Origin of the sequence: Microbacterium sp. ZW T5_56, assembly GCF_044987425.1 — a bacterium.
In the GTDB taxonomy this organism is placed as follows: domain Bacteria; phylum Actinomycetota; class Actinomycetes; order Actinomycetales; family Microbacteriaceae; genus Microbacterium.
On sequence record NZ_JBJDRI010000007.1, the window covers coordinates 33,913 to 51,425 of the forward strand.

Consider the following 17,513-nt stretch of genomic DNA (forward strand, 5'->3'; position numbering starts at 1 on the left):
CCGACGTGACGGGCGAACTCGACGAGATCGCGGCCGAGCTCTGCTCCGGCCCGCTCGCCGAGTTCGTCTCGTCGCGCGCGCAGTTCGCCGCCCGATCCGACGATCGAGAGCTGGCGAAACAGATCACCGCGTTGCGCAAGCCGAGCGTCGCCGCATGGGTGGTGAACGTCTTCGCCCGGCAGTGCGCCGATCAGCTCGCTGAGGCCCTGAGATTGGCGGCGGATCTCCGCGAAGCACAGGAACATCTGGATGCGGCAGCACTCACCGAGCTCAGCCGGCAGCGCCGGGCACTGACCCGACGGCTCGCCGAGGATGCGGCGCGATTGGCGACATCGCAGGGGGAGCGGGTCACGGATGCCACGCTCGAGTCGGTGCATCAGACCCTCTCCGCGGCGTTCTTCGACCCGCAGGCGGCCGCTGCGGTGGCGTCCGGGAGGCTCGTTCGGGCGCTGGAACCCGGCGCCGGCGGTATCGCAGACCTGGACGGTGTCGTCGCCGGCAGTCCGCCGTCGCCGCCCGTGGTGGCCGAGCCTCCCGCGGACGAACTCGCCGAGCGGCGCCGCGTCCGCGCGGCCGAGGCTGCCGTTCGTGATGCGGAGAAGGCTCGAGAGCGCGCGGATCGCGTGCTGGCGGACCTCGTGAGGCGTGCGCAGGAGGCACAGGCGCGTTCGGAGGGGCTCGCTGAGCGGGTGGCGCAGCTGGAGGCGGATCTCGCCCGCGTGCGCGGCGCGCTGGATGCGGCGCGTGCCGATGCCGATGCCGCGGAGGGGGAGCGGGCGGTGCGCGTGGAGGAAGCGCGCGTCGCTCGTGAGCGCGAGGACACCGCCCGCGCCGCGCTGGCGCGTCTGCAGGGCTGAGACTGGTTTCGGCCGGGTCTAGTGGTCCGGCGACAATTCCGTGCCAGGAGCACCACCGCGTCGCCGGCCGATCGAGACAGCTCGGCGCCTGAAAGGAGGATGATGTCGCGAAACGAGGACGATTTCTCCGCTGAGAACCGATCTTCAGCGAAATGTCCTCCGCTGGAGACACGCCATGCCACCGCGCCGAACCAAGACCGGGGAGACCGAGGACCCTCGGCGCAGAACATCTGGAATGATCGCGTCCACGCATGGCGGGCAGGGGACTCGCGGGCTAGATCTGGAGGGTGGACATGATCGGCTGGCGCTATTGCGGACGGTTCAACGACTGGACTCAGAACGCGATCCCGGAACCCAACCTGACCTGGATCGATGAGGCCGAAGCGAAGCGCCGCTACGCGCTCCCGGCTCAGGAGTTGGCGCTGATTCCCATCCTGCAGGACCCCTCCGGCATCGTCCCGTGGCATATCAATGTCACGACCGGCGAGAACCCGACGTTCATGATCACCTTCCAACGCCCTCCTGGTGTGCCAGTGTCGCGCGTCCGGTGGCGCAACGTGGGCAACGGTCGCCTCTTCGCGCACCAGGCGCACGTCTGGGACTACCCCGACCAACCACCACACCCAATGCTCCCGATGAAAGAACGCGACGCACTCATACGGTTCGACTTCATCAATTACGAAGACGGCACCGGACGCCTTCTCATCTATGAGAAGGGCAGCCGAGACATCACGACCGCCGACCGCCGGATCGATCCGTTCACGATGTACGCACCTGTGGCCACATGGGGACACTGGGATGAACTCGCCGACCGTGACGCCCGGGGGTATTCGGAGAAACAAGTTCAGTGAACTGCAAGGGACCCGTCGGCGCGCTCATCGCTATCTCGAACCGCGGCTCCTCGCTGCGGACGCGGGGCATGGAATGCCGAATGCGTGTGCTTTGCTGAGCCTCGGCCGCCGGACAGACGACAGGAACGAAATGAAGAGTCTCGATCTCATCGCCATGACGAAACCGGCTCGTCGGTTCGGCTCGCTCCTGCGCGATGGCGTCAGCCGCACTGCTCTTCCGACCGGAGTTTTCGATGAGTCGGACGTTGAGCTATGAATGCTCGCCTACTACCCCGATATAGCTCTAATGGTGCATTGCGGAGTGCGTCCGCGTAAACCCTTAGCCCCGCCGACTTTCCATGTTCTGTCGGCGGGGCCTTCTTGCGGGCTAGTCTTCCTCGATCAAGCAAAGAAGTCCGATGACGTGCATCAATCCCACGAGAGCGTTGGCCTTGCTGTACTGACGGCGACTTATCGAGTGAATCGTCGCATGCCTCGTGAACTGGGTCGGCACAGGCTCACCGGCAAACGGGTTGTACTCTCCGAACGCCCCATAGATGCTGTGGAGCACTAGGAGCGCCCGAGGGTAGTCGACGTCTCGCCACGTCGGAAGGCTCCGCTCTCCTGAGCCTGGCGGGGTGGCCACCCTCACCTTGCCCTTGCCATTTCGAGATTGCAGCACGGCATCGGGGTAGGAGGAGCGTATGAAATTTGTGGGCTCTTCGCAGTTGAGGGTGTAGCGCTCGGTTGCCGCTGACCGCCGGGTAGGCGTCGAGGTCTTCATCAGGTGGAACACGACGTGGCGCCGGATGTGGCCATCGCCAAGCGTCTCATCGCTCTCGGCGCGGATGTCAACGCGGTGAGCCCCCCGGGTGGCCTGGTGTTCTGCGAGGTGGTTCGGATCACGCTCACGGACGAGGAACTCGAGCCCATCTACGACCTCTGGTTCGCGCAGCCCGGCCGGCTCGACTTTGAAACCCCGTCTCGGCGCGGCGCGACGCCGCTCGGGTACGCGCGAGCTGTGCCGTACCGCGCGAGCATCCTGCGGCGGATGGAAGAGTATGTCGCAGCACGGTGACGCACATGCGGCAGCTGCCGAGAGCGAACCAAACTCCGGCGCGTTCCGGGGACCGTTCCCAGTCAGCTTCTGACCGAGGCAAAGCGAAAGGCCCTCGGTTTCCTGAGGGCCTTTCGTGAGTGCTGGGGTACCTGGACTCGAACCAAGAACAACTGAACCAGAATCAGCCGTGTTGCCAATTACACCATACCCCACCGGTTATCGACCGGCGTCGCAACGTGTTCTAGCTTAGACCACGTGTGCGCACCGGCCAAACTGAGAGCGTATCCCGCGCGCGTCACGGCGTCTAGCTGTCCCGGGCGCTGTGAAAGGATTGCCGGGTGAGACTCCCCGTATCCCCGGCACTGGTCATCATCGCGGCTCTGGGAGTCGCGACACTCAGCGGATGTTCGGCATCCCCGGAATCGACGTCCACGGCGGCGGCGAATCCACCCGCGGCGGTGGAGTCAGACAGCGCGGCCGAGCCGAGTGCCACACCCGAGTCGAGCGCACCGGTCGACGCGGAGTCCTCCGTCGCGATCACCTGCGCCGACATCGAGCCGCTTGCCGCGTCGATCACGGGGAACTTCGCGTTCTCCGCGGTGGATTCGGTTGAGGCATCGGACGGGACCACCTGCGTCTGGACGAACGACGCGGTCACCTCCGGCTCCACCGACATCGCCGACTACGCTGCGCTGTCCGTCGGCATCGACAACCTGGCCTGGACAGCGGAGGAGCTCAGCACTCTGCCCGGCGCGACAGACGATCCGCGTGCCGACGCGCTCGGCGGTCGTGTGCTGATCCTGGGCGAAGGCACGACGTTGGGCGAGGTGGGCTCGGTTCAGGTGCTCTTCCCGCGCGGCTCCGTCACCATCGTGGCGACGGGCGCGATGCTGACCGCGTCGCCCGATACCGCCATCCCCGTTGACGCGGCGATTGACGTCGCTGCCGCGGTCGCCGGCCTGCGGGGCTGACAAGCCGCGAACCGCGAGCTCCCGTTCCCGGTGGATCCCCGTCGAGACTGTCGGGCTGGGAGGTGACTGCCCTACTCAGCGCGACGGACAGGTCTCGAACACGTACGCGTCGGAATCTGGGGTGCGCAGGTCACGGTCGCGCAGGATCATGAGAGGCGGCGAATCCGGATCGGCGCACATCTCCTCGAAGGTTCGCGGTAGCTCGTCGGTGTACTCGATGTCCAGCACAGCGGCACCGTACACATCGCGGTAGGCCGAGCACTCCTCATACGCGGCACACTCCTCGGTCACCGCGAAGTCGAATCCTGCCTCAGCATGGAGCCGGGCCGCGTGTTCCGCGGTGTTCTTCTGGCCCACGGCGAGACCTGCATCGTGGGCGACGTCGGCGAGAAGCCGAGCAAGTTCGAGGTTGTCTTCGAGGGTCAGGGCATCGTCTGACCGGGTGAAGCTGTCGAGATTGTCGAACTCGACAGCGTCGAACCCGTCTTCGGCGCAGCCGCGCAGCCACGGAGCGACCACGTTGACGATCGCGGTGCGGCGCTCGGCGGACGAGGTGTCCAACAGAACCTCGTCGGGCCAGTCCGGGTCGTGGACGAGTTCGCCGTCGTCGGTGAGAAGAACGGATTCAGGCCACGACTCCCGTTCGCCCGGTTGAGTCTGGAACGCGTTCACGTAGCAGATCGAATACGCGCCCGGCGCGGGCGGCGCCGTGCGGTCCCGCGCCACGACGCCCACGCCGGCGCTCGGCTCGTAGGGGCCGCCCAGCTGGTAGTCGAACGCCGTGGTCGCGGGCCAAGGAGTCGAGTTGTCCGCAGTGGGCGGGACCGTCGCATCGCCGCCACCAGCGCAGCCGGACACCACGGCGACGGTGACGAGCATGACGGCGGCGGTCAGGGAACGCAGGGAAGACACCGGTTCAGCCTATGCGCGCCCGTCACCGGGGCGAGTTGGGGTGTCGGGCCGTGTCCCGGAGGCGCCGATAGATGCCGGCGGGTTCGCGCATGAGCATCGTGTGCGTTCCCTGTTCGACGATGCGACCATGCTCCAGCACCACGATCGTGTCCGCCTGCTCGGCCTGGGCGAAACGATGGGCGACGATCACCGCGGTGCGATCGCGGACGACAGCCGCGATCGCCGCATCGAGCGCGTGTCCCGCACCGCCGTGCGCGCTGGGCTCGTCCAGCACCACGACCAGCGGGTCCGCGAGCAGTACCCGGGCGAGCGCGAGATGTTGGAGTCGTGCATCGTCCAGCTCTGATGTGACCATCGTCGCCAGACCGTGCGGCAGATCATCCAGCCAGGACGCCCCCACGGTGGCGAGCGCCTGCCGAAGAGCATCGTCCGCTGCATCGGGGGCGGCCAGGCGCAGATTCTCGGCGATCGAACCGCCGAATCGGTGCAGCTCCTGCGTGACGAGCACGGCGCTGCGTCGCCGCTCATCGCCCGCGTGCCGGGCGGGAACACCGCCGAGGTGGACCGACCCGACCGTCGGCTCGCACACCCCGGCGATGAGTCGGGCGAGGGTGGACTTGCCGGATCCGGAGGCGCCGACCAGGAGCGTCGTGCTGCCCTCGGCCAGCGTGAGCTCCAGGGCGTCGAGTGCGGGAGCGTCGTCCGCGGCATAGGAGAACGACGCCCCGCGGATCGTGATGGAGCCTCCCCGCGGCGGCTGGCGCTCGGGGGCAGGCTCCCTCATCTGGAGCACACCCACGAGCCGACCGAGCCCCGCACCACCGCTCTGGAGGTCGTCGATGCCCGAGAGAAGCGCGCCGATGGGGTCGAACAGGCGATGAAAGAACAGCGCGGCTGCAGTAACGGCGCCCGCCGTGAGACCCTGCGTGACCGCGAGCCAGCAGCCCACCGTCAACACCGCGGACAGCCCGAGAAACTCGGCGAGATTCAGGCCCGCGAAGAACGCGTTGCGTGCGCGACCGGCGTCTCGACCGGTCTCGATGGCGCGATGGCTGCGGTGCGCGATCCGGGCGAGGTGTCGGCGGTGCGCGAGGTGAGCGGCGACCGTCTCGGCACCGCGCACCGCTTCGATCACCGCCTGGTTCCGCGCCGCTTCCTCGCGCCGCAGCCGTCGGTAGAGCGGGCGCGATCGACGCAGGAATCGCGCGGTCGTGATCGCCTGGATCGGCACCGCGATCAGTGCGGCGGCCGCGAGGCGGAGATCCAGCGCCGCGAGGCCCACCATCGTGAGCGCGATCGTGAACAGTGCGCGCAGGAACTGCGGCACGACGTCGGACACGGCGGCGGTGATCGCTTCGACGTCGCTGGTGACACGGGAGAGCACATCCGAAGCACCGGCATGCTCGACGATCCCGGTGTCGATGCGCAGGGCAGCGGAGAGGACGTCCTCGCGCAGTTCGGCGAGCGCGCCCTGCAGGGCGGACACCAGCAGCGAACCACCGAAGCGCAGCAGCAGCGCCGAAGCAAGCCCGGCGACGGCGATCAATGCTCCCCACAGCGCGAGGTTCGCGAGGTCGGCACTGGCGATCACGGCGTCGACCACGGCGCCGAGCGCTGCCGGAATCACCAGCGCCGCCATGGAGCCCGCGAGGAGAAGCAGGACCGCCCCTGCGAACGGGAGCCGTCGTGGTCGGAGCAGGCGAGCGACCTCCCGCAAGCTCTGAGAGGCATCAGCGATGCGCAGGGTCGGGGAGAGCGTCATGGTGTCGTGGATCCGCCTCGTTGCAGGGACAGGACACCGGGTGCGGGTGCCGGAAGCACCTGAGCGCAGGCCGCAAGAAGCAGCGGGCTGGATGTGACCACGACCACAGTGCGACCCAGATCGCGCATCCGGACAGCCACCTGGTGCTCGGTGACCGGGTCCAGCGCCGTCGTCGGCTCGTCCAAGACGAGGACGGCGGCGGTGTCATGCAGTGCACGCGCCAGGAGGACGCGCTGTCGTTCGCCGCCGGAGAGACGCAGTCCCGCCTCGCCGATGGCGGCGTCGGGGGAGCCGAGCCGACGGAGCAGGTCGTGGAGCCCCGCCGCATGAACGATGTCATCGTCCCAGCGCGACGGATCATCGACCACGTTCTCCCGCAGAGTGCCCGTGAACAGCGCGGCGTCATGCGGTGGGGCGAGGACGAGTCGCCGGTAGCGTTCCACCCCGAGGAGCCGGACGTCGACACCGCCGAGGAAGAGCTCATCCGCCCCCACAGACGTTCGCATTCCGAAACGGGCTGCGACGGCTCGCGCCGTTCGCGCGTCCGGGACCGCGATGCCCACGAGCTCACCCTCGTCAACGGTGACGATTTTCTCTGCTGTGCGCCAGGACAGCGTCACCGCGTCGGAGCTCACACCTCGGGACGCGACGACAGGTCGACCGCTCCCGGGCGCAGCGACCGGTCCCGGTTGATCGGTGGTCCGAAACGGCGCCGTGGCGAGCGCGTGGACACGTACCGCCGAGGCGCGTTTGTGCGACCAGTTGGCTGCGAACGTGCCGATGTGGGCGAGGGACCCCTGCAGGAACTGCGCGAGCGCCACGACCGTCACGAGCTGACCGACCGTGATCTCGCCGCGGACGGCCAGGACGGCTGCCACGATGGCGAGCGCCGTCAGGAAGAGCACCGACAATGCGGAGCTCAGCGCCTGGTATGTCTGCAGACGCCTCGCCGCGGCGACAGCCGCCCGCAACGACAGACGAGATGCCGATCGATAGCGCCGCACCATCTCATCTTCCGCACCGAGCCCTCGCACGATCCGCTGACCGAGCACCGCATCCGTGGCGACAGCACCGGCCTCCGCGACAGCGGCCTGCTCGGTCAACCCCAGGGAGAGGAGCGGACCGGCGAGTGAACGCATGCCCACCAGCAGCGCCACGGCTCCGAGGAGCACCCCGATCCCCAGCGGCACCGAGATCAGCAGCAGCGCCGTACTCGCCGTCAGGAGCGCCGCCAGCGTCGCTGCCTGCTGCGCGATGCTCCACGAGAGACCCGCCAGTCGATAGGTGTCGCTGGTGGCCGTGGAGACGGCTGCGCCCACCGTCGTGCCCGACCGCTCGCCACGCGGGTGCAGGATCCGCGCGACCACGAGGTGGCGCAGCTTCTGCTCACCGCGTCCGTATGTGCGGACCATCCCGAGCGCCGCCCACTGGTAGCTGAGGGACATCACCACGAACACCGCACCCAACACCGCCAGCCAGAACACCAGGGCGCCCGGGTCGCGGGGAACGATCGCGCGATCGATCACGACGCCGAGGAGGATCGGGACCGACACCTCACCGACCTGATGGAGCATCATCCCCGCCGTGCTCGCGGCCAGACGCCAACCCTGCCGATCGTGCCACAGCGCTGCGCGAGTGATCCCGCCGACGCTGGGGGAGGGAGCGGCATCGTCCGGCGTCACAGCCCGACGTTCTCGTAGAGCTTCTCCACCTCGTCGTCGATCTCCTCGGGATCCCGTCCGTCGGCGGTGCGGATGGCCCGCACCCGGGCCGCGAACTCCGCACCGAGCTCGTCGTACCGCGCGCGCCAGGCCTCTGCGCGCTCCTGCCAGTACGCCACGCACTTGTAGTTCTCCGCGGGGAGGCGCCGCTCGTGGCGGAGGTGACGACGAGCGGCGCGGTTGACGCGTCCCTCCGTCGCCACCCACACGTAGGTGTCGTCGCCGGGGGCGAGGCGCTCCAGGGCGGCCACGAGCCGGCTGTCCGCTTGGCCGTTGCCCGAACCGTCGAGCCAGACGTACTGCACTCCCTCCACCTCCGCGGTGAGCCGGTGAGCGGGGCTTCGAACTTCCAGCACGAGCATCGTCGCCACGTCGGCAGCGGTGGCCTCCGCGATGCGCAGCGCCGCCGGCAACCCCGGCTCATCGGCCACGAGGATCTGTCGACGAAGGTGCTCGGGGCGCTCGTACAGCCCGCACGGCGGGTTGATCCCCACCGCGCGACCGGGGCGTGCCTGTTCTGCCCACGCGGCCGCGATCCCGCCGTCATGCACCACGAAGTCCACGACGACCTCGCCGGGCCGATGCGCGCGAATCGTGTACACGCGCATCTCCGACGCCTCGACGCCTTCCGGATACTCCCATCCGCGCAGAGAGGTGATCCGCGGCAGGCGCACCTCCTGTTCGGGGGCGTCGGGGAAGAACATGCGCACGTACTCGTCGCCGATTCCCGTGGTCGGATAATCGCGGAGGTCATCCCCACCGAAGCGAATGCGGATGATGCCCTCGTTCGGGCGCTCCACCGTGAGCACCTCCGCGCGGTGGATGCGAGGCACGTAGTCGGCTGGGAAGGGGGACTCGGTCGCGGGAGCCATGGTTGTTCCTCTCAGATCGGTGGGGATCGCGGCGGACGGCGGATCAGAAGTCGTCGAAGCCCTCGACGGCGGACACGATGCGCTCCACGAAGCTCGTGTACGTGAGCGCGAACCCGAAGCGCTCTGCGAGGTTCCCGTTGATCCAGTGCCCGCTCGCCACTGCCGGGACGCGCGCCAGCAGCGGGTCGAGATCGGCATCCACCTCGGCCTTGAACACGAACAGGATGTCGGCGTCGCTCAGAGCGCTCACCGCGTTCTCGAAGCTCAGCATGTGGCCGTCGCCGTTCTGGTTCGCGGGAGCGGAGCTGATTTCCTCGTTGTCGAGGATGGTCAGCCCGAGCGCCGGCAGCACGACCCCGAACACCGAGTCGTCGGTGATGACCGTGAAGTTGTCCTCCGGAGCATGGATCACCGACGCCACCTTGCCTGCCGTATACGCGCCGATCTTCTCGTTCGCGTCCGCGACAGCGCTCTCATAGTCGGCGATCGCCGCGCTCGCCTTGTCGGCACGACCGAGAAGCGTCAGCTGGTCGGTCATCGCCACGAAGGGGTTGTCCGCAGAGGCGCCGGCCACGTCGATGCCGTCGTTCACGGCCAGGACCGGCGCGATCTCGTCGAGCTTGAAGTCCTCGCCGTCGTAGTAGTTCCACCAGCCGACGCCCACCACGATGAGATCGGGCTGGTAGGACGCGATCTCCTCGCGGTTCAGGTCGAACGCGGTGTTCTTCAGGTGGGCGGCGCTCTCATCGACCAGGGGAGAGAGGGGGCTGTCCTTGCCGTATGCCGTCGCGACGATCGGGTAGTCCGCCAGCAGCGCCATCTCCAGACCGCTCCGGCTGTCCAGCACGACGACGCGCTGCGGGTCCGCGGGAATCGTCGCGGTGTAGCCCTCGTAGGAGAAGTCGATGGTCTCCGAGGCGGCGGTGGAGGACGCGGGCTCGACGGCGGAGCTGGTGGAGCATCCCGCCACCAGCGCAGCAGAGACGACGAGTGCTGTGGCCGCGAGAGCGGCGCGACGGATGAGTGAGGGGGAGGAGGACATGGGATTCCTTGCGGGGCGCGTGAGCGCCGGGTCGAGGGGTGATGAGGAGGGCTGGTGGCCCGTGATCCACGCTAGAAAGCGGTGATGGCGCGTGGGGGACGTGCTGCGTCGCGTTCGGGACATCGGGAGGACGCAGACGCGTGCGGAGATCAGCGCTCGCGGCCGAGGGGAACCACCATCGGCGTGGCGGTCACGGGATCCTCGATGATGAGGCACCGCAATCCGAAGACCTCCTCCACCAGCTCCGCTGTGACGATGTCGGACGGTCGGCCCTGCGCGACGATGCTGCCGTCCTTCATCGCGATCAGGTGCGTGGCGTATCGGGCCGCGTGATTCAGATCGTGCAGCACCGCCACCAGGGTGCTGCCGCCGCGGTGCAGATCGGTGAACAGCTCCATCAGCTCGATCTGATGGGCGATGTCGAGGAACGTGGTCGGCTCGTCGAGCAGCAGCAGCGGCGTCTCCTGCGCGAGCACCATCGCCACCCAGACGCGCTGCCGTTGGCCGCCGGAGAGCTCATCCACGAGCCGCGTGGAGAGGCTGGTCACACCGGTGGCGGCCATCGCCGTCAGCACGGCGGCCTCGTCGACGTCCGTCCACTGCCGCAGCAGACCCTGGTGGGGATAGCGTCCGCGCGAGACCAGGTCGGCCACGGTGATTCCGTCCGGGGCGAGCGAGGTCTGCGGCAGGAGGCCGAGCCGGCGGGCCACGTCCTTGGCCCGGTACGAGGCGATCTCCCGCCCGTCGAGGAGCACCCGCCCGTCGAGGGGACGCAGTAGTCGCGACAGTGCGCGCAACAGGGTCGACTTCCCGCACGCGTTCGGTCCGACGATCACGGTGAAGGAATCGTCGGGGATGGTCACCGACAGATCCTCGGCGATCACCCGGCGGTCGTAGCCGATGCGGGCGTGCTCCACGGCCAGGCGTGTCATGGCCGTGGCGGTGCGATCGGTGAGTGTCATGGCTTCTCCTGACAGAGGGGCGGAGGGTGCGGACTACCGGACGGAGCGGCGTCGCGCTTCATGGACGAGCAGCCACACGAGGTAGGCGCCGCCGAGCACCACGGTGATCGTGCCGACCGGGAGCATCGCGGGGAGGGCGTGCATGGCGAGATAGTCGGACGCAGCGAGCAGCAGAGCTCCCTGCACCGCCGGCCCCGCCACGGACACGCCCGCCGTGCGCGTGAGGCGGCGGGCGATCTGGGGCGCCGCCAGAGCGACGAACGAGATCGGTCCTGCGGCGGCCGTCACGACCGCGATCAGGGCGACTGACAGCAGCATCAGTCCCAGGCGCGCCGGCTCGACGCGCACGCCGAGCGCCTTCGCCGCGTCGTCGCCGAGTTCGAGCTGGCGCAGCGGCCGGGCCATCCAGAGCGTGACCACCAGCAGGACGGCCACCAGCACGGATCCGACACCGGTCTGCTGCCACGTGATGCCGTTCAGTGAGCCGGTTCCCCAGACGGCCGCGACGAGAGCGGTGTCGAGATCGGCCGTCAGCATCAGCCAGGTGTTGATGGAGCTCAGCATCGCCGACACCCCGATGCCCACGATGATGAGTCGGAATCCCTGGACACCGCGACGGAAGGCTAGAAGGTACACCAGTGCCGCCGTCACGACTCCGCCGATGAAGGCCCCCGCCGCGACCTCCAGATAGGTGCCGTGCACAACGATCATGACGATCAGGGCGCCCGTGTACGCCCCGGCCGAGAAGCCCACCACGTCGGGGCTCGCCAGCGGATTGCGCGTGAGTGATTGGAACACCGCGCCGCTCGCGCCCAGCGCCGCGCCGAACACGACGGCGGCGAGCGCGCGCGGCAGGCGCCATTCGACGACCACGGTATCGGCGAAATCGTCGGCGCTGCCCCAGAGCGCGTTGACGACCTGATCTAGTGCGAGCGGGTAGTCGCCGCTGGCGAGCGCCGCGAGGGTGATCGCGACGGTGGCTGTGCCGAGCATCGCCCCCACAACGAGCGTGCGCAGGTCCACCCGCAGCCAGACGCCGCGGCGGTGCCAGCGGATCACGCGACGGCCGTGGTCGATACGGCGATCCGCGGTGGAGGCGACGGTCACAGCCCGCTCGCCCGACGTCGGCGGATGAGGGCGATGAGCACCGGAGCGCCGACGAAGGCGGTGACGATGCCCACCGGGATCTCGGCCGGGCGCATCACGAGCCGGCCCGCGATGTCGGCCACCAGCAGCAGGATCGGCGCGAGCACCACGGTGAACGCGAGGATCCAGCGCTGGTCGGGTCCGACGATCCACCGCGCGACATGCGGGATCATCAACCCGACGAATCCGATGGGGCCCGCGATCGCCGTGGCCCCGCCGGCCAGCAGCGTGACGGCGATCACCACGAGGATGCGCGTCCGGATCACGCGCGTTCCGAGGGCAGCGGCCAGGTCGTCTCCGAGCGCGATGGCGTTGAGCGACCGGGCGACGATGAGCGCGATGACGAGTCCGATCACGAGGAACGGCACCACCGGCAGCACCACATCGAAGCTGCGCCTCACCACGGTCCCGGCGCCCCATCCGCGCATCTTGTCGAAGGCCTCGGGATTCAGGAGTGTCATGGCGCTCGTGAGCCCGCCGAGCACGGCACCGATCGCGACGCCGCCCAACACCAGGCGCAGCGGATCCGCACCGCCGCGCCCGGCCGAGCCGATCGCGTACACGGCGACCGTCACCACCAGTGAGCCGGCGAACGCGAACCAGATGTAGCCCGAGACGGAGCTGATGCCGAAGACGCCCACACCGAGCGCGACAGCGAAGGAGGCGCCGGCGTTGACGCCGAGGATGCCGGGATCGGCGAGAGGGTTGCGGGTCAGTGCCTGGATCAGCGCCCCCGCAACGCCCAGGGCGATGCCGACGACGAGGCCCACGAGCGTACGCGGCAGGCGCAGGTCCCAGATGACGTAGTGCTCATCCCGGTCGGCCGGTGATACGAGTGCCTCCCACACGGTCTCCAGCGGAATGCTGCGGGAGCCGACCGAGATGCTGATCATGACGACCGCGCCGAGGGCGCCGAGCGCCACCAGCAGGAGCGACCCACGCGTGAGCGTGCTGCGCCGGGGCCGGGCGATCCGCGGCGCGGATGGCGTCGCGGGCGCGACGGGAGCAAGCGGGGAGGCTGCGGTCAACGGTTCATCCTCCGATGTGGTGATGCGAGCGCGCCAGGCCGCGCCCTCTTCGAGGCTAGGAACGTGACGATCGGCGCAGGGGACAACTCGTATCCCGTTTCGGACAGCCAGGGTGGAGCAGAGCGTCGTCGCGCGAGCGATCAGAGCTGTTCGATGACGTCGCCGGGGGTGTAGCCGACCGTGCGATGGAAGGCGGCGACGAAGGCGCTGGTTGAGCCGTAGCCGACGCGACGAGCCACGCTCTTCACGCTCGTCCCGTCGGCGAGCTGTCCGACGGCTGCCCGCATGCGGACCAGGCGACGCCAGCGCGCGAAGCTCATCGCCACCTCCGCGCTGAACGCGCGCGTGAGCGTGCGTGAGGTCATGCTGAGCAGTGACGCCCACTGCTCCAGTGAGCGGTCATCCGCCGGGTCGGACAGCACGGCATCGACCAGGGGAGCAAGGCGTGGATCGCGCGGCACCGGAACGTCCAGCTGCACCGTGTCGGCGGTCTGCAGCAGATCCATGCACACCTGCTGGGCGCGGATGCGCTGCTCGATGGTCATGCGAGCGCTGCGCAGATGGATGAGGAGCTGGCGCACCGCGGGATTCAGGCTTACGGCTATCGGCTCGTGCCACGCACGTGTCCACGACTCAGGCGCGAAGTACGTCGTGCGCACCGCGGCCTTATCGCCCACCGATCCCTCATGCGGCGTACCGGCGGGGATCCAGAGGCCGACCCCCGGCGTCACGGTCCACCGACGACCGCCCGAGTACATCGTCACGATGCCGCGATCGCTCCACACCAACTCGTGCTCGGTGTGGGTGTGCAGCGGCCACGACTCGGCCTGATTCGAGGTGCGGGCGCTCGTGGTGAGCAGGAAGGGACGGCGCACCTCCGTGCCGACGTGTTCGACGACCTCCCGCGGGATCGAGGCGGGCGGGGCGGGGGTGAGCAGCGTCAACGGGACCTCCGAATGCGAGTTAGGCAACCCTTACCTTAGCAACATCTGATGAACGTCGTGTCCGGATCTCGCCCGCGCTTGGATGACCGGTAGATGACGCCGCATGACCCGCGGTGTCCGCAGATGAAAGGCGGGCCTCCGTGCGCGACGGTGGACGCGCTGTACTGGAGCCCTGCCCCGAACCAGCCTCAGAGGAGTCCGACATGACCCGCACCACCCACGCCGCCCCCGCGCTGCTCGACCACATCGTCATCGCCGGTCCCGACCTGAACGACGTCGTCGCCTGGTTCGCAGAACGCACCGGAGTGACCGCTGCCCCGGGCGGCGCACACCCGACCGGCACGGCGAACGCCCTGGTCGCACTCACCATCGACGGCGAGCGTGTTCCTCACTACATCGAGCTGATCGGTCCGAACCCGGAGGCCGAGCACGAGGCGCCCGTGACGACCTTCGGCATCGATGGCCTCGACGCGCCGCGGATCGTCACCTACGCCGTCCACCCGGAGAACATCGAGGCGACTGTCGCAGAGTCGCGCGAGCGCGGCTACGACCCGGGTGATGTCTGGGACCTGTCGCGTCGGCGCCCGGATGGCGTTCTTCTCGAGTGGCGCCTCACGCGCGGCAGCGGGGACTTCGCGGTGCCGTTCCTCATCGACTGGGGAACCACGCCGCAGCCCGGCCTGAGCGACATCCCGACGCTCGAGCTCGTGAGTTTCGAGCGCGTGGTCACAGATGACGCCGCGCTGTCGGCGGTTCACGAGGCGCTCGGCCTCGGGGAGGACGCCCTCGTGCCCCTGGTGTCCGGCGATTCCGACGCTTACCGCCTCACCGTGCGCAACGCACAGGGCGAGGAGGTCGTGCTGTGACGCTGCACGACAGCGAGGTGCTCGTCGAGCGGGACGAGGAGGTCTCTGCCGTGTCGGAGGACGATGCCGCGGTGGAGGACGATGCCGCGCAGCGGTCGGCACGCGAGAGCGACACATCGGAGCGGGCCCTGCAGGCTGCGCTCGACTGGCACCTGCGATCCGCGCAGCCGGTCGCGGCGGTCAGTACCGTCGAGCAGTCCACGCACGCGGGGGCGGGAGCTGACGCCGCGCGGGCGATCTCACGTCGCGTCGACGAACTGGCTCCCGAGCTGCAGCAGCTCGCGATCGAGCTGCACGACGATCCCGAGATCGGGTTCACCGAGCGGCGCTCGGTTGCGCGGATCGCCGACGTGCTGCGCCGCCACGGCGTCACCTCGGAGATCGGGGCATTCGGCCTTCCGACCGCGTTCCGCGCGTCGGTGGGGCCGGCGGACGGTCCGCACTTCGCCCTCATCGCCGAGTATGACGCTCTACCGGGCGTCGGACACGCCTGCGGGCACAACATCATCGCTGGTGCCGCCGTCGGTGCGTTTCTCGCGGCGGCGCCGATCGCGGAGCGCCTCGGTGCGCGGATCTCGCTGATCGGCACCCCGGCGGAGGAGAACGGCGGCGGCAAGGAGCTCATCCTGCGCGCCGGCGGATTCGACGACGTGGACGCCGCCGGAATGGTGCACCCGGGTGCCGGCTCTGCGGTCTCGCCGGTCCTGGCACCGCGAACGACCGGAGTGCGTCGGGTTGCGGTCACCTACCGCGGTCGCGCAGCACACGCGGCGGCTTCGCCGTGGCTGGGGCGCAACGCTCTCGACGCCGTCGTGACGGCCTACCAGAGCGTCGCGCAGCTGCGTCAGCACATCCTGCCCATCGACCGAGTGCACGGCATCATCACCGATGGGGGAGCGGTCCCCAACGTGGTGCCCGAGCAGGCGAGCGCGCTGTTCTACGTACGCTCTGCGGAGATCGAGACCCTCCGTGCTCTCACCGACCGCGTCGTCGATGCGCTCGAGGGGGCAGCCCTCGCCACGGGAACAGTGGCCGAGATCGACGTGGACCCCGTGCCCCCGTACCTGCCGCTCCAGCACAACCACGAGCTCACCCGGCGGTGGGTGCAGGCCGTACGCGACCGTGGTCGTGTCGTCCCGACTTCCCCCGTGGTGCAGGGCCAGGGCGGTGCCTCCACCGACATGGGGAACGTGAGTCACTACGTGCCCTCGCTGCATCCCTCGATCGGACTCGGGGGACCCGACGACGTACATCCGCACAACGCCGCGTTCGCCGCCCACACGATTGAGCCTGCCTCCTTCGCGGCGCTCTCCGACGCCGCCGTCGCGCTCGCGGTGACCGCCGTGGACTTCCTCGCCGACCCGGGGCTGCGAGCCGAGGTCGCTGCGGAGTTCGCGGCTCAGGGCGGACGATTCCGCTGGACGGACACCGCGGACTGATGTCCGGATTCGCCGAGCGGACGGGTCAGGACTTGTAGCCGTACATCCGCTCGTCCGCACGGCGGATCAGGGCGTCCAGATCGTCGGCGGGGGAGCGCTCCGCGATGCCGTAGCTGAACGGGACCGGTGACGTGCGGTGCACGCGAGCCATGATGCTCCGGGCGGTGCGCGCGTCGGTCCCGCTCAGCAGGAGGACGAACTCGTCGCCGCCGACGCGTCCGACGAGGTCCGTGTCGCGGATGGCGGAGCCGAGGTGATGCGCAAGCTCCTGCAGCGCGGTGTCACCAGCATGGTGTCCGTCCGCGTCGTTCACGGCCTTCAACCTGTCCGCATCGACGAGCACCACCGTGAGTGGCTCACCACGTCGATGTGCGCGACGCACCTCGTCGAGGCCCGCACGGCGCAGACCCCGACGATTGAGCACGCCGGTGAGCGGGTCGCCGTCAGAGCGGCGCCGGTAGTAGGCCGAACCGCGCATGCCGAGCACCAGGCAGAGCACGGAGAAGATGGTGAACTCGGCGACACCGATCGGTGTGAGTGCCCCGTCGACTGCTGGCAGGCCGCGCAACGTGGCAGCAGCGATGGTGGTCACCACGACGGGGTAAACGCTCAGCCGAGCGAACCACGACGGAAAGAACCAGCCGAGGTACAGCGCGATGATCGGAAACTCGCGCAGACACAGCAGCGTGTGGGCGGTGTCCGTGCCGAAGACGGCGAACAGAGCCAACATGACCGCCGGTGTCAGCGCTCCGATCGCACCGAGCCAGGCGGGCAGGCGCTCACGGAGGGTGACCGCAGCGATCACCACCACGGCTCCGAGCACGACACGTGCGGCCGTGTAGATGAGGATGTCGAGCGTCGGCTGCGGCTCCTCGAAGACGATGTGGGCAAGTGCGCTGAGTACGAGCGCTCCGGTGAGCGCGCCGGTCGCGTAGACGTACGCGCGTTCGTCGCCGTTGAGGCGCGTGCGCAGCGAACGGCTCGCACGCTCGACAGCACCCGATCGGTCACCCGCCATCTCTCCTCCTTCGCCGCTCTCCCGTCCCGTCTTCGAATGGCCGGTGCACGGGGTCTCATCAGAGAGACGGCATCGAGCGCACT

Annotated in this window: 16 protein-coding genes and 1 tRNA gene; 6 read left to right on the forward strand and 11 right to left on the reverse strand. The window is 69.0% G+C overall.

Annotation, left to right across the window (positions count from 1 at the left end):
* Window positions 1-5 precede the first annotated feature (5 nt).
* From ACI3KU_RS04920 to ACI3KU_RS04930, 3 genes are all read left to right on the forward strand, one after another.
* Entirely contained in the window at window positions 6-857 is an 852-nt protein-coding gene (locus tag ACI3KU_RS04920; RefSeq protein WP_404921176.1) for a transposase, read from the forward strand.
* Window positions 858-1,150: 293 nt separating this feature from the next.
* Window positions 1,151-1,708, forward strand: coding sequence for a hypothetical protein (locus ACI3KU_RS04925; protein WP_404921177.1), 558 nt, complete (start codon window positions 1,151-1,153; stop codon window positions 1,706-1,708).
* 778 nt (window positions 1,709-2,486) lie between these two features.
* On the forward strand, window positions 2,487-2,765 hold the full coding sequence (locus tag ACI3KU_RS04930; RefSeq protein ID WP_404921178.1) for a hypothetical protein: 279 nt from the start codon (window positions 2,487-2,489) through the stop codon (window positions 2,763-2,765).
* Window positions 2,766-2,887: 122 nt separating this feature from the next.
* On the opposite strand, the gene ACI3KU_RS04935 is transcribed toward ACI3KU_RS04930, so the two are convergent.
* A tRNA-Gln gene (locus ACI3KU_RS04935) sits at window positions 2,888-2,959 on the reverse strand.
* Between the two features lie 126 nt (window positions 2,960-3,085).
* Here ACI3KU_RS04935 and ACI3KU_RS04940 point away from each other — a divergent pair.
* Window positions 3,086-3,718, forward strand: coding sequence for a hypothetical protein (locus tag ACI3KU_RS04940; protein ID WP_404921179.1), 633 nt, complete (start codon window positions 3,086-3,088; stop codon window positions 3,716-3,718).
* A gap of 75 nt (window positions 3,719-3,793) precedes the next feature.
* Here the strand turns inward: ACI3KU_RS04940 and ACI3KU_RS04945 are convergent, their stop codons facing one another.
* The 9 genes from ACI3KU_RS04945 to ACI3KU_RS04985 all read right to left on the reverse strand — a co-directional run bounded on the left by ACI3KU_RS04945 (window position 3,794) and on the right by ACI3KU_RS04985 (window position 14,107).
* Entirely contained in the window at window positions 3,794-4,597 is an 804-nt protein-coding gene (locus ACI3KU_RS04945) for an endo alpha-1,4 polygalactosaminidase (RefSeq protein WP_404921269.1), read from the reverse strand.
* Window positions 4,598-4,652: 55 nt separating this feature from the next.
* Complete coding sequence (locus tag ACI3KU_RS04950) at window positions 4,653-6,392, reverse strand: ABC transporter ATP-binding protein (RefSeq protein ID WP_404921180.1); 1,740 nt, start codon at window positions 6,390-6,392, stop codon at window positions 4,653-4,655.
* On the reverse strand, window positions 6,389-8,074 hold the full coding sequence (locus ACI3KU_RS04955; protein ID WP_404921181.1) for an ABC transporter transmembrane domain-containing protein: 1,686 nt from the start codon (window positions 8,072-8,074) through the stop codon (window positions 6,389-6,391). Before ACI3KU_RS04955 ends, ACI3KU_RS04950 begins: the two co-directional genes overlap by 4 nt.
* Window positions 8,071-8,985, reverse strand: coding sequence for an SIP domain-containing protein (locus ACI3KU_RS04960; protein ID WP_404921182.1), 915 nt, complete (start codon window positions 8,983-8,985; stop codon window positions 8,071-8,073). The genes ACI3KU_RS04955 and ACI3KU_RS04960 overlap by 4 nt, the downstream gene beginning before the upstream one ends.
* Window positions 8,986-9,028: 43 nt before the next feature.
* Entirely contained in the window at window positions 9,029-10,027 is a 999-nt protein-coding gene (locus ACI3KU_RS04965) for an ABC transporter substrate-binding protein (RefSeq protein ID WP_404921183.1), read from the reverse strand.
* 149 nt (window positions 10,028-10,176) lie between these two features.
* Entirely contained in the window at window positions 10,177-10,989 is an 813-nt protein-coding gene (locus ACI3KU_RS04970) for an ABC transporter ATP-binding protein (RefSeq protein ID WP_404921184.1), read from the reverse strand.
* Between the two features lie 33 nt (window positions 10,990-11,022).
* The gene (locus tag ACI3KU_RS04975; RefSeq protein WP_404921185.1) at window positions 11,023-12,096 is read right to left on the reverse strand and encodes a FecCD family ABC transporter permease; all 1,074 of its coding nucleotides are present in this window, start codon (window positions 12,094-12,096) and stop codon (window positions 11,023-11,025) included.
* Window positions 12,093-13,163 carry an iron chelate uptake ABC transporter family permease subunit gene (locus tag ACI3KU_RS04980; RefSeq protein ID WP_404921186.1) on the reverse strand — a complete coding sequence of 357 codons (1,071 nt, stop codon included), beginning with the start codon at window positions 13,161-13,163 and terminating at the stop codon, window positions 12,093-12,095. The genes ACI3KU_RS04975 and ACI3KU_RS04980 overlap by 4 nt, the downstream gene beginning before the upstream one ends.
* Window positions 13,164-13,303: 140 nt before the next feature.
* Window positions 13,304-14,107 carry an AraC family transcriptional regulator gene (locus ACI3KU_RS04985; protein WP_404921187.1) on the reverse strand — a complete coding sequence of 268 codons (804 nt, stop codon included), beginning with the start codon at window positions 14,105-14,107 and terminating at the stop codon, window positions 13,304-13,306.
* Between the two features lie 203 nt (window positions 14,108-14,310).
* Here ACI3KU_RS04985 and ACI3KU_RS04990 point away from each other — a divergent pair, with 203 nt between their 5' ends.
* Window positions 14,311-14,973, forward strand: a complete 663-nt coding sequence (locus ACI3KU_RS04990) for a VOC family protein (RefSeq protein WP_404921188.1) — start codon at window positions 14,311-14,313, stop codon at window positions 14,971-14,973.
* Complete coding sequence (locus ACI3KU_RS04995; protein ID WP_404921189.1) at window positions 14,970-16,412, forward strand: amidohydrolase; 1,443 nt, start codon at window positions 14,970-14,972, stop codon at window positions 16,410-16,412. The genes ACI3KU_RS04990 and ACI3KU_RS04995 overlap by 4 nt, the downstream gene beginning before the upstream one ends.
* A gap of 25 nt (window positions 16,413-16,437) precedes the next feature.
* Here the strand turns inward: ACI3KU_RS04995 and ACI3KU_RS05000 are convergent, their stop codons facing one another.
* Complete coding sequence (locus ACI3KU_RS05000) at window positions 16,438-17,430, reverse strand: diguanylate cyclase (protein ID WP_404921190.1); 993 nt, start codon at window positions 17,428-17,430, stop codon at window positions 16,438-16,440.
* Between the last annotated feature and the right edge of the window lie 83 nt (window positions 17,431-17,513).

What these genes read in the sequence shown, in the direction of transcription:
- ACI3KU_RS04925 (WP_404921177.1), top strand. Translation starts at nt 1,151, where the DNA reads ATGATCGGCTGGCGCTATTGCGGACGGTTCAACGACTGGACTCAGAAC.
- ACI3KU_RS04945 (WP_404921269.1), bottom strand. Translation starts at nt 4,597, where the DNA reads ATGCTCGTCACCGTCGCCGTGGTGTCCGGCTGCGCTGGTGGCGGCGAT.
- ACI3KU_RS04950 (WP_404921180.1), bottom strand. Translation starts at nt 6,392, where the DNA reads ATGACGCTCTCCCCGACCCTGCGCATCGCTGATGCCTCTCAGAGCTTG.
- ACI3KU_RS04960 (WP_404921182.1), bottom strand. Translation starts at nt 8,985, where the DNA reads ATGGCTCCCGCGACCGAGTCCCCCTTCCCAGCCGACTACGTGCCTCGC.
- ACI3KU_RS04965 (WP_404921183.1), bottom strand. Translation starts at nt 10,027, where the DNA reads ATGTCCTCCTCCCCCTCACTCATCCGTCGCGCCGCTCTCGCGGCCACA.
- ACI3KU_RS04970 (WP_404921184.1), bottom strand. Translation starts at nt 10,989, where the DNA reads ATGACACTCACCGATCGCACCGCCACGGCCATGACACGCCTGGCCGTG.
- ACI3KU_RS04990 (WP_404921188.1), top strand. Translation starts at nt 14,311, where the DNA reads ATGACCCGCACCACCCACGCCGCCCCCGCGCTGCTCGACCACATCGTC.
- ACI3KU_RS05000 (WP_404921190.1), bottom strand. Translation starts at nt 17,430, where the DNA reads ATGGCGGGTGACCGATCGGGTGCTGTCGAGCGTGCGAGCCGTTCGCTG.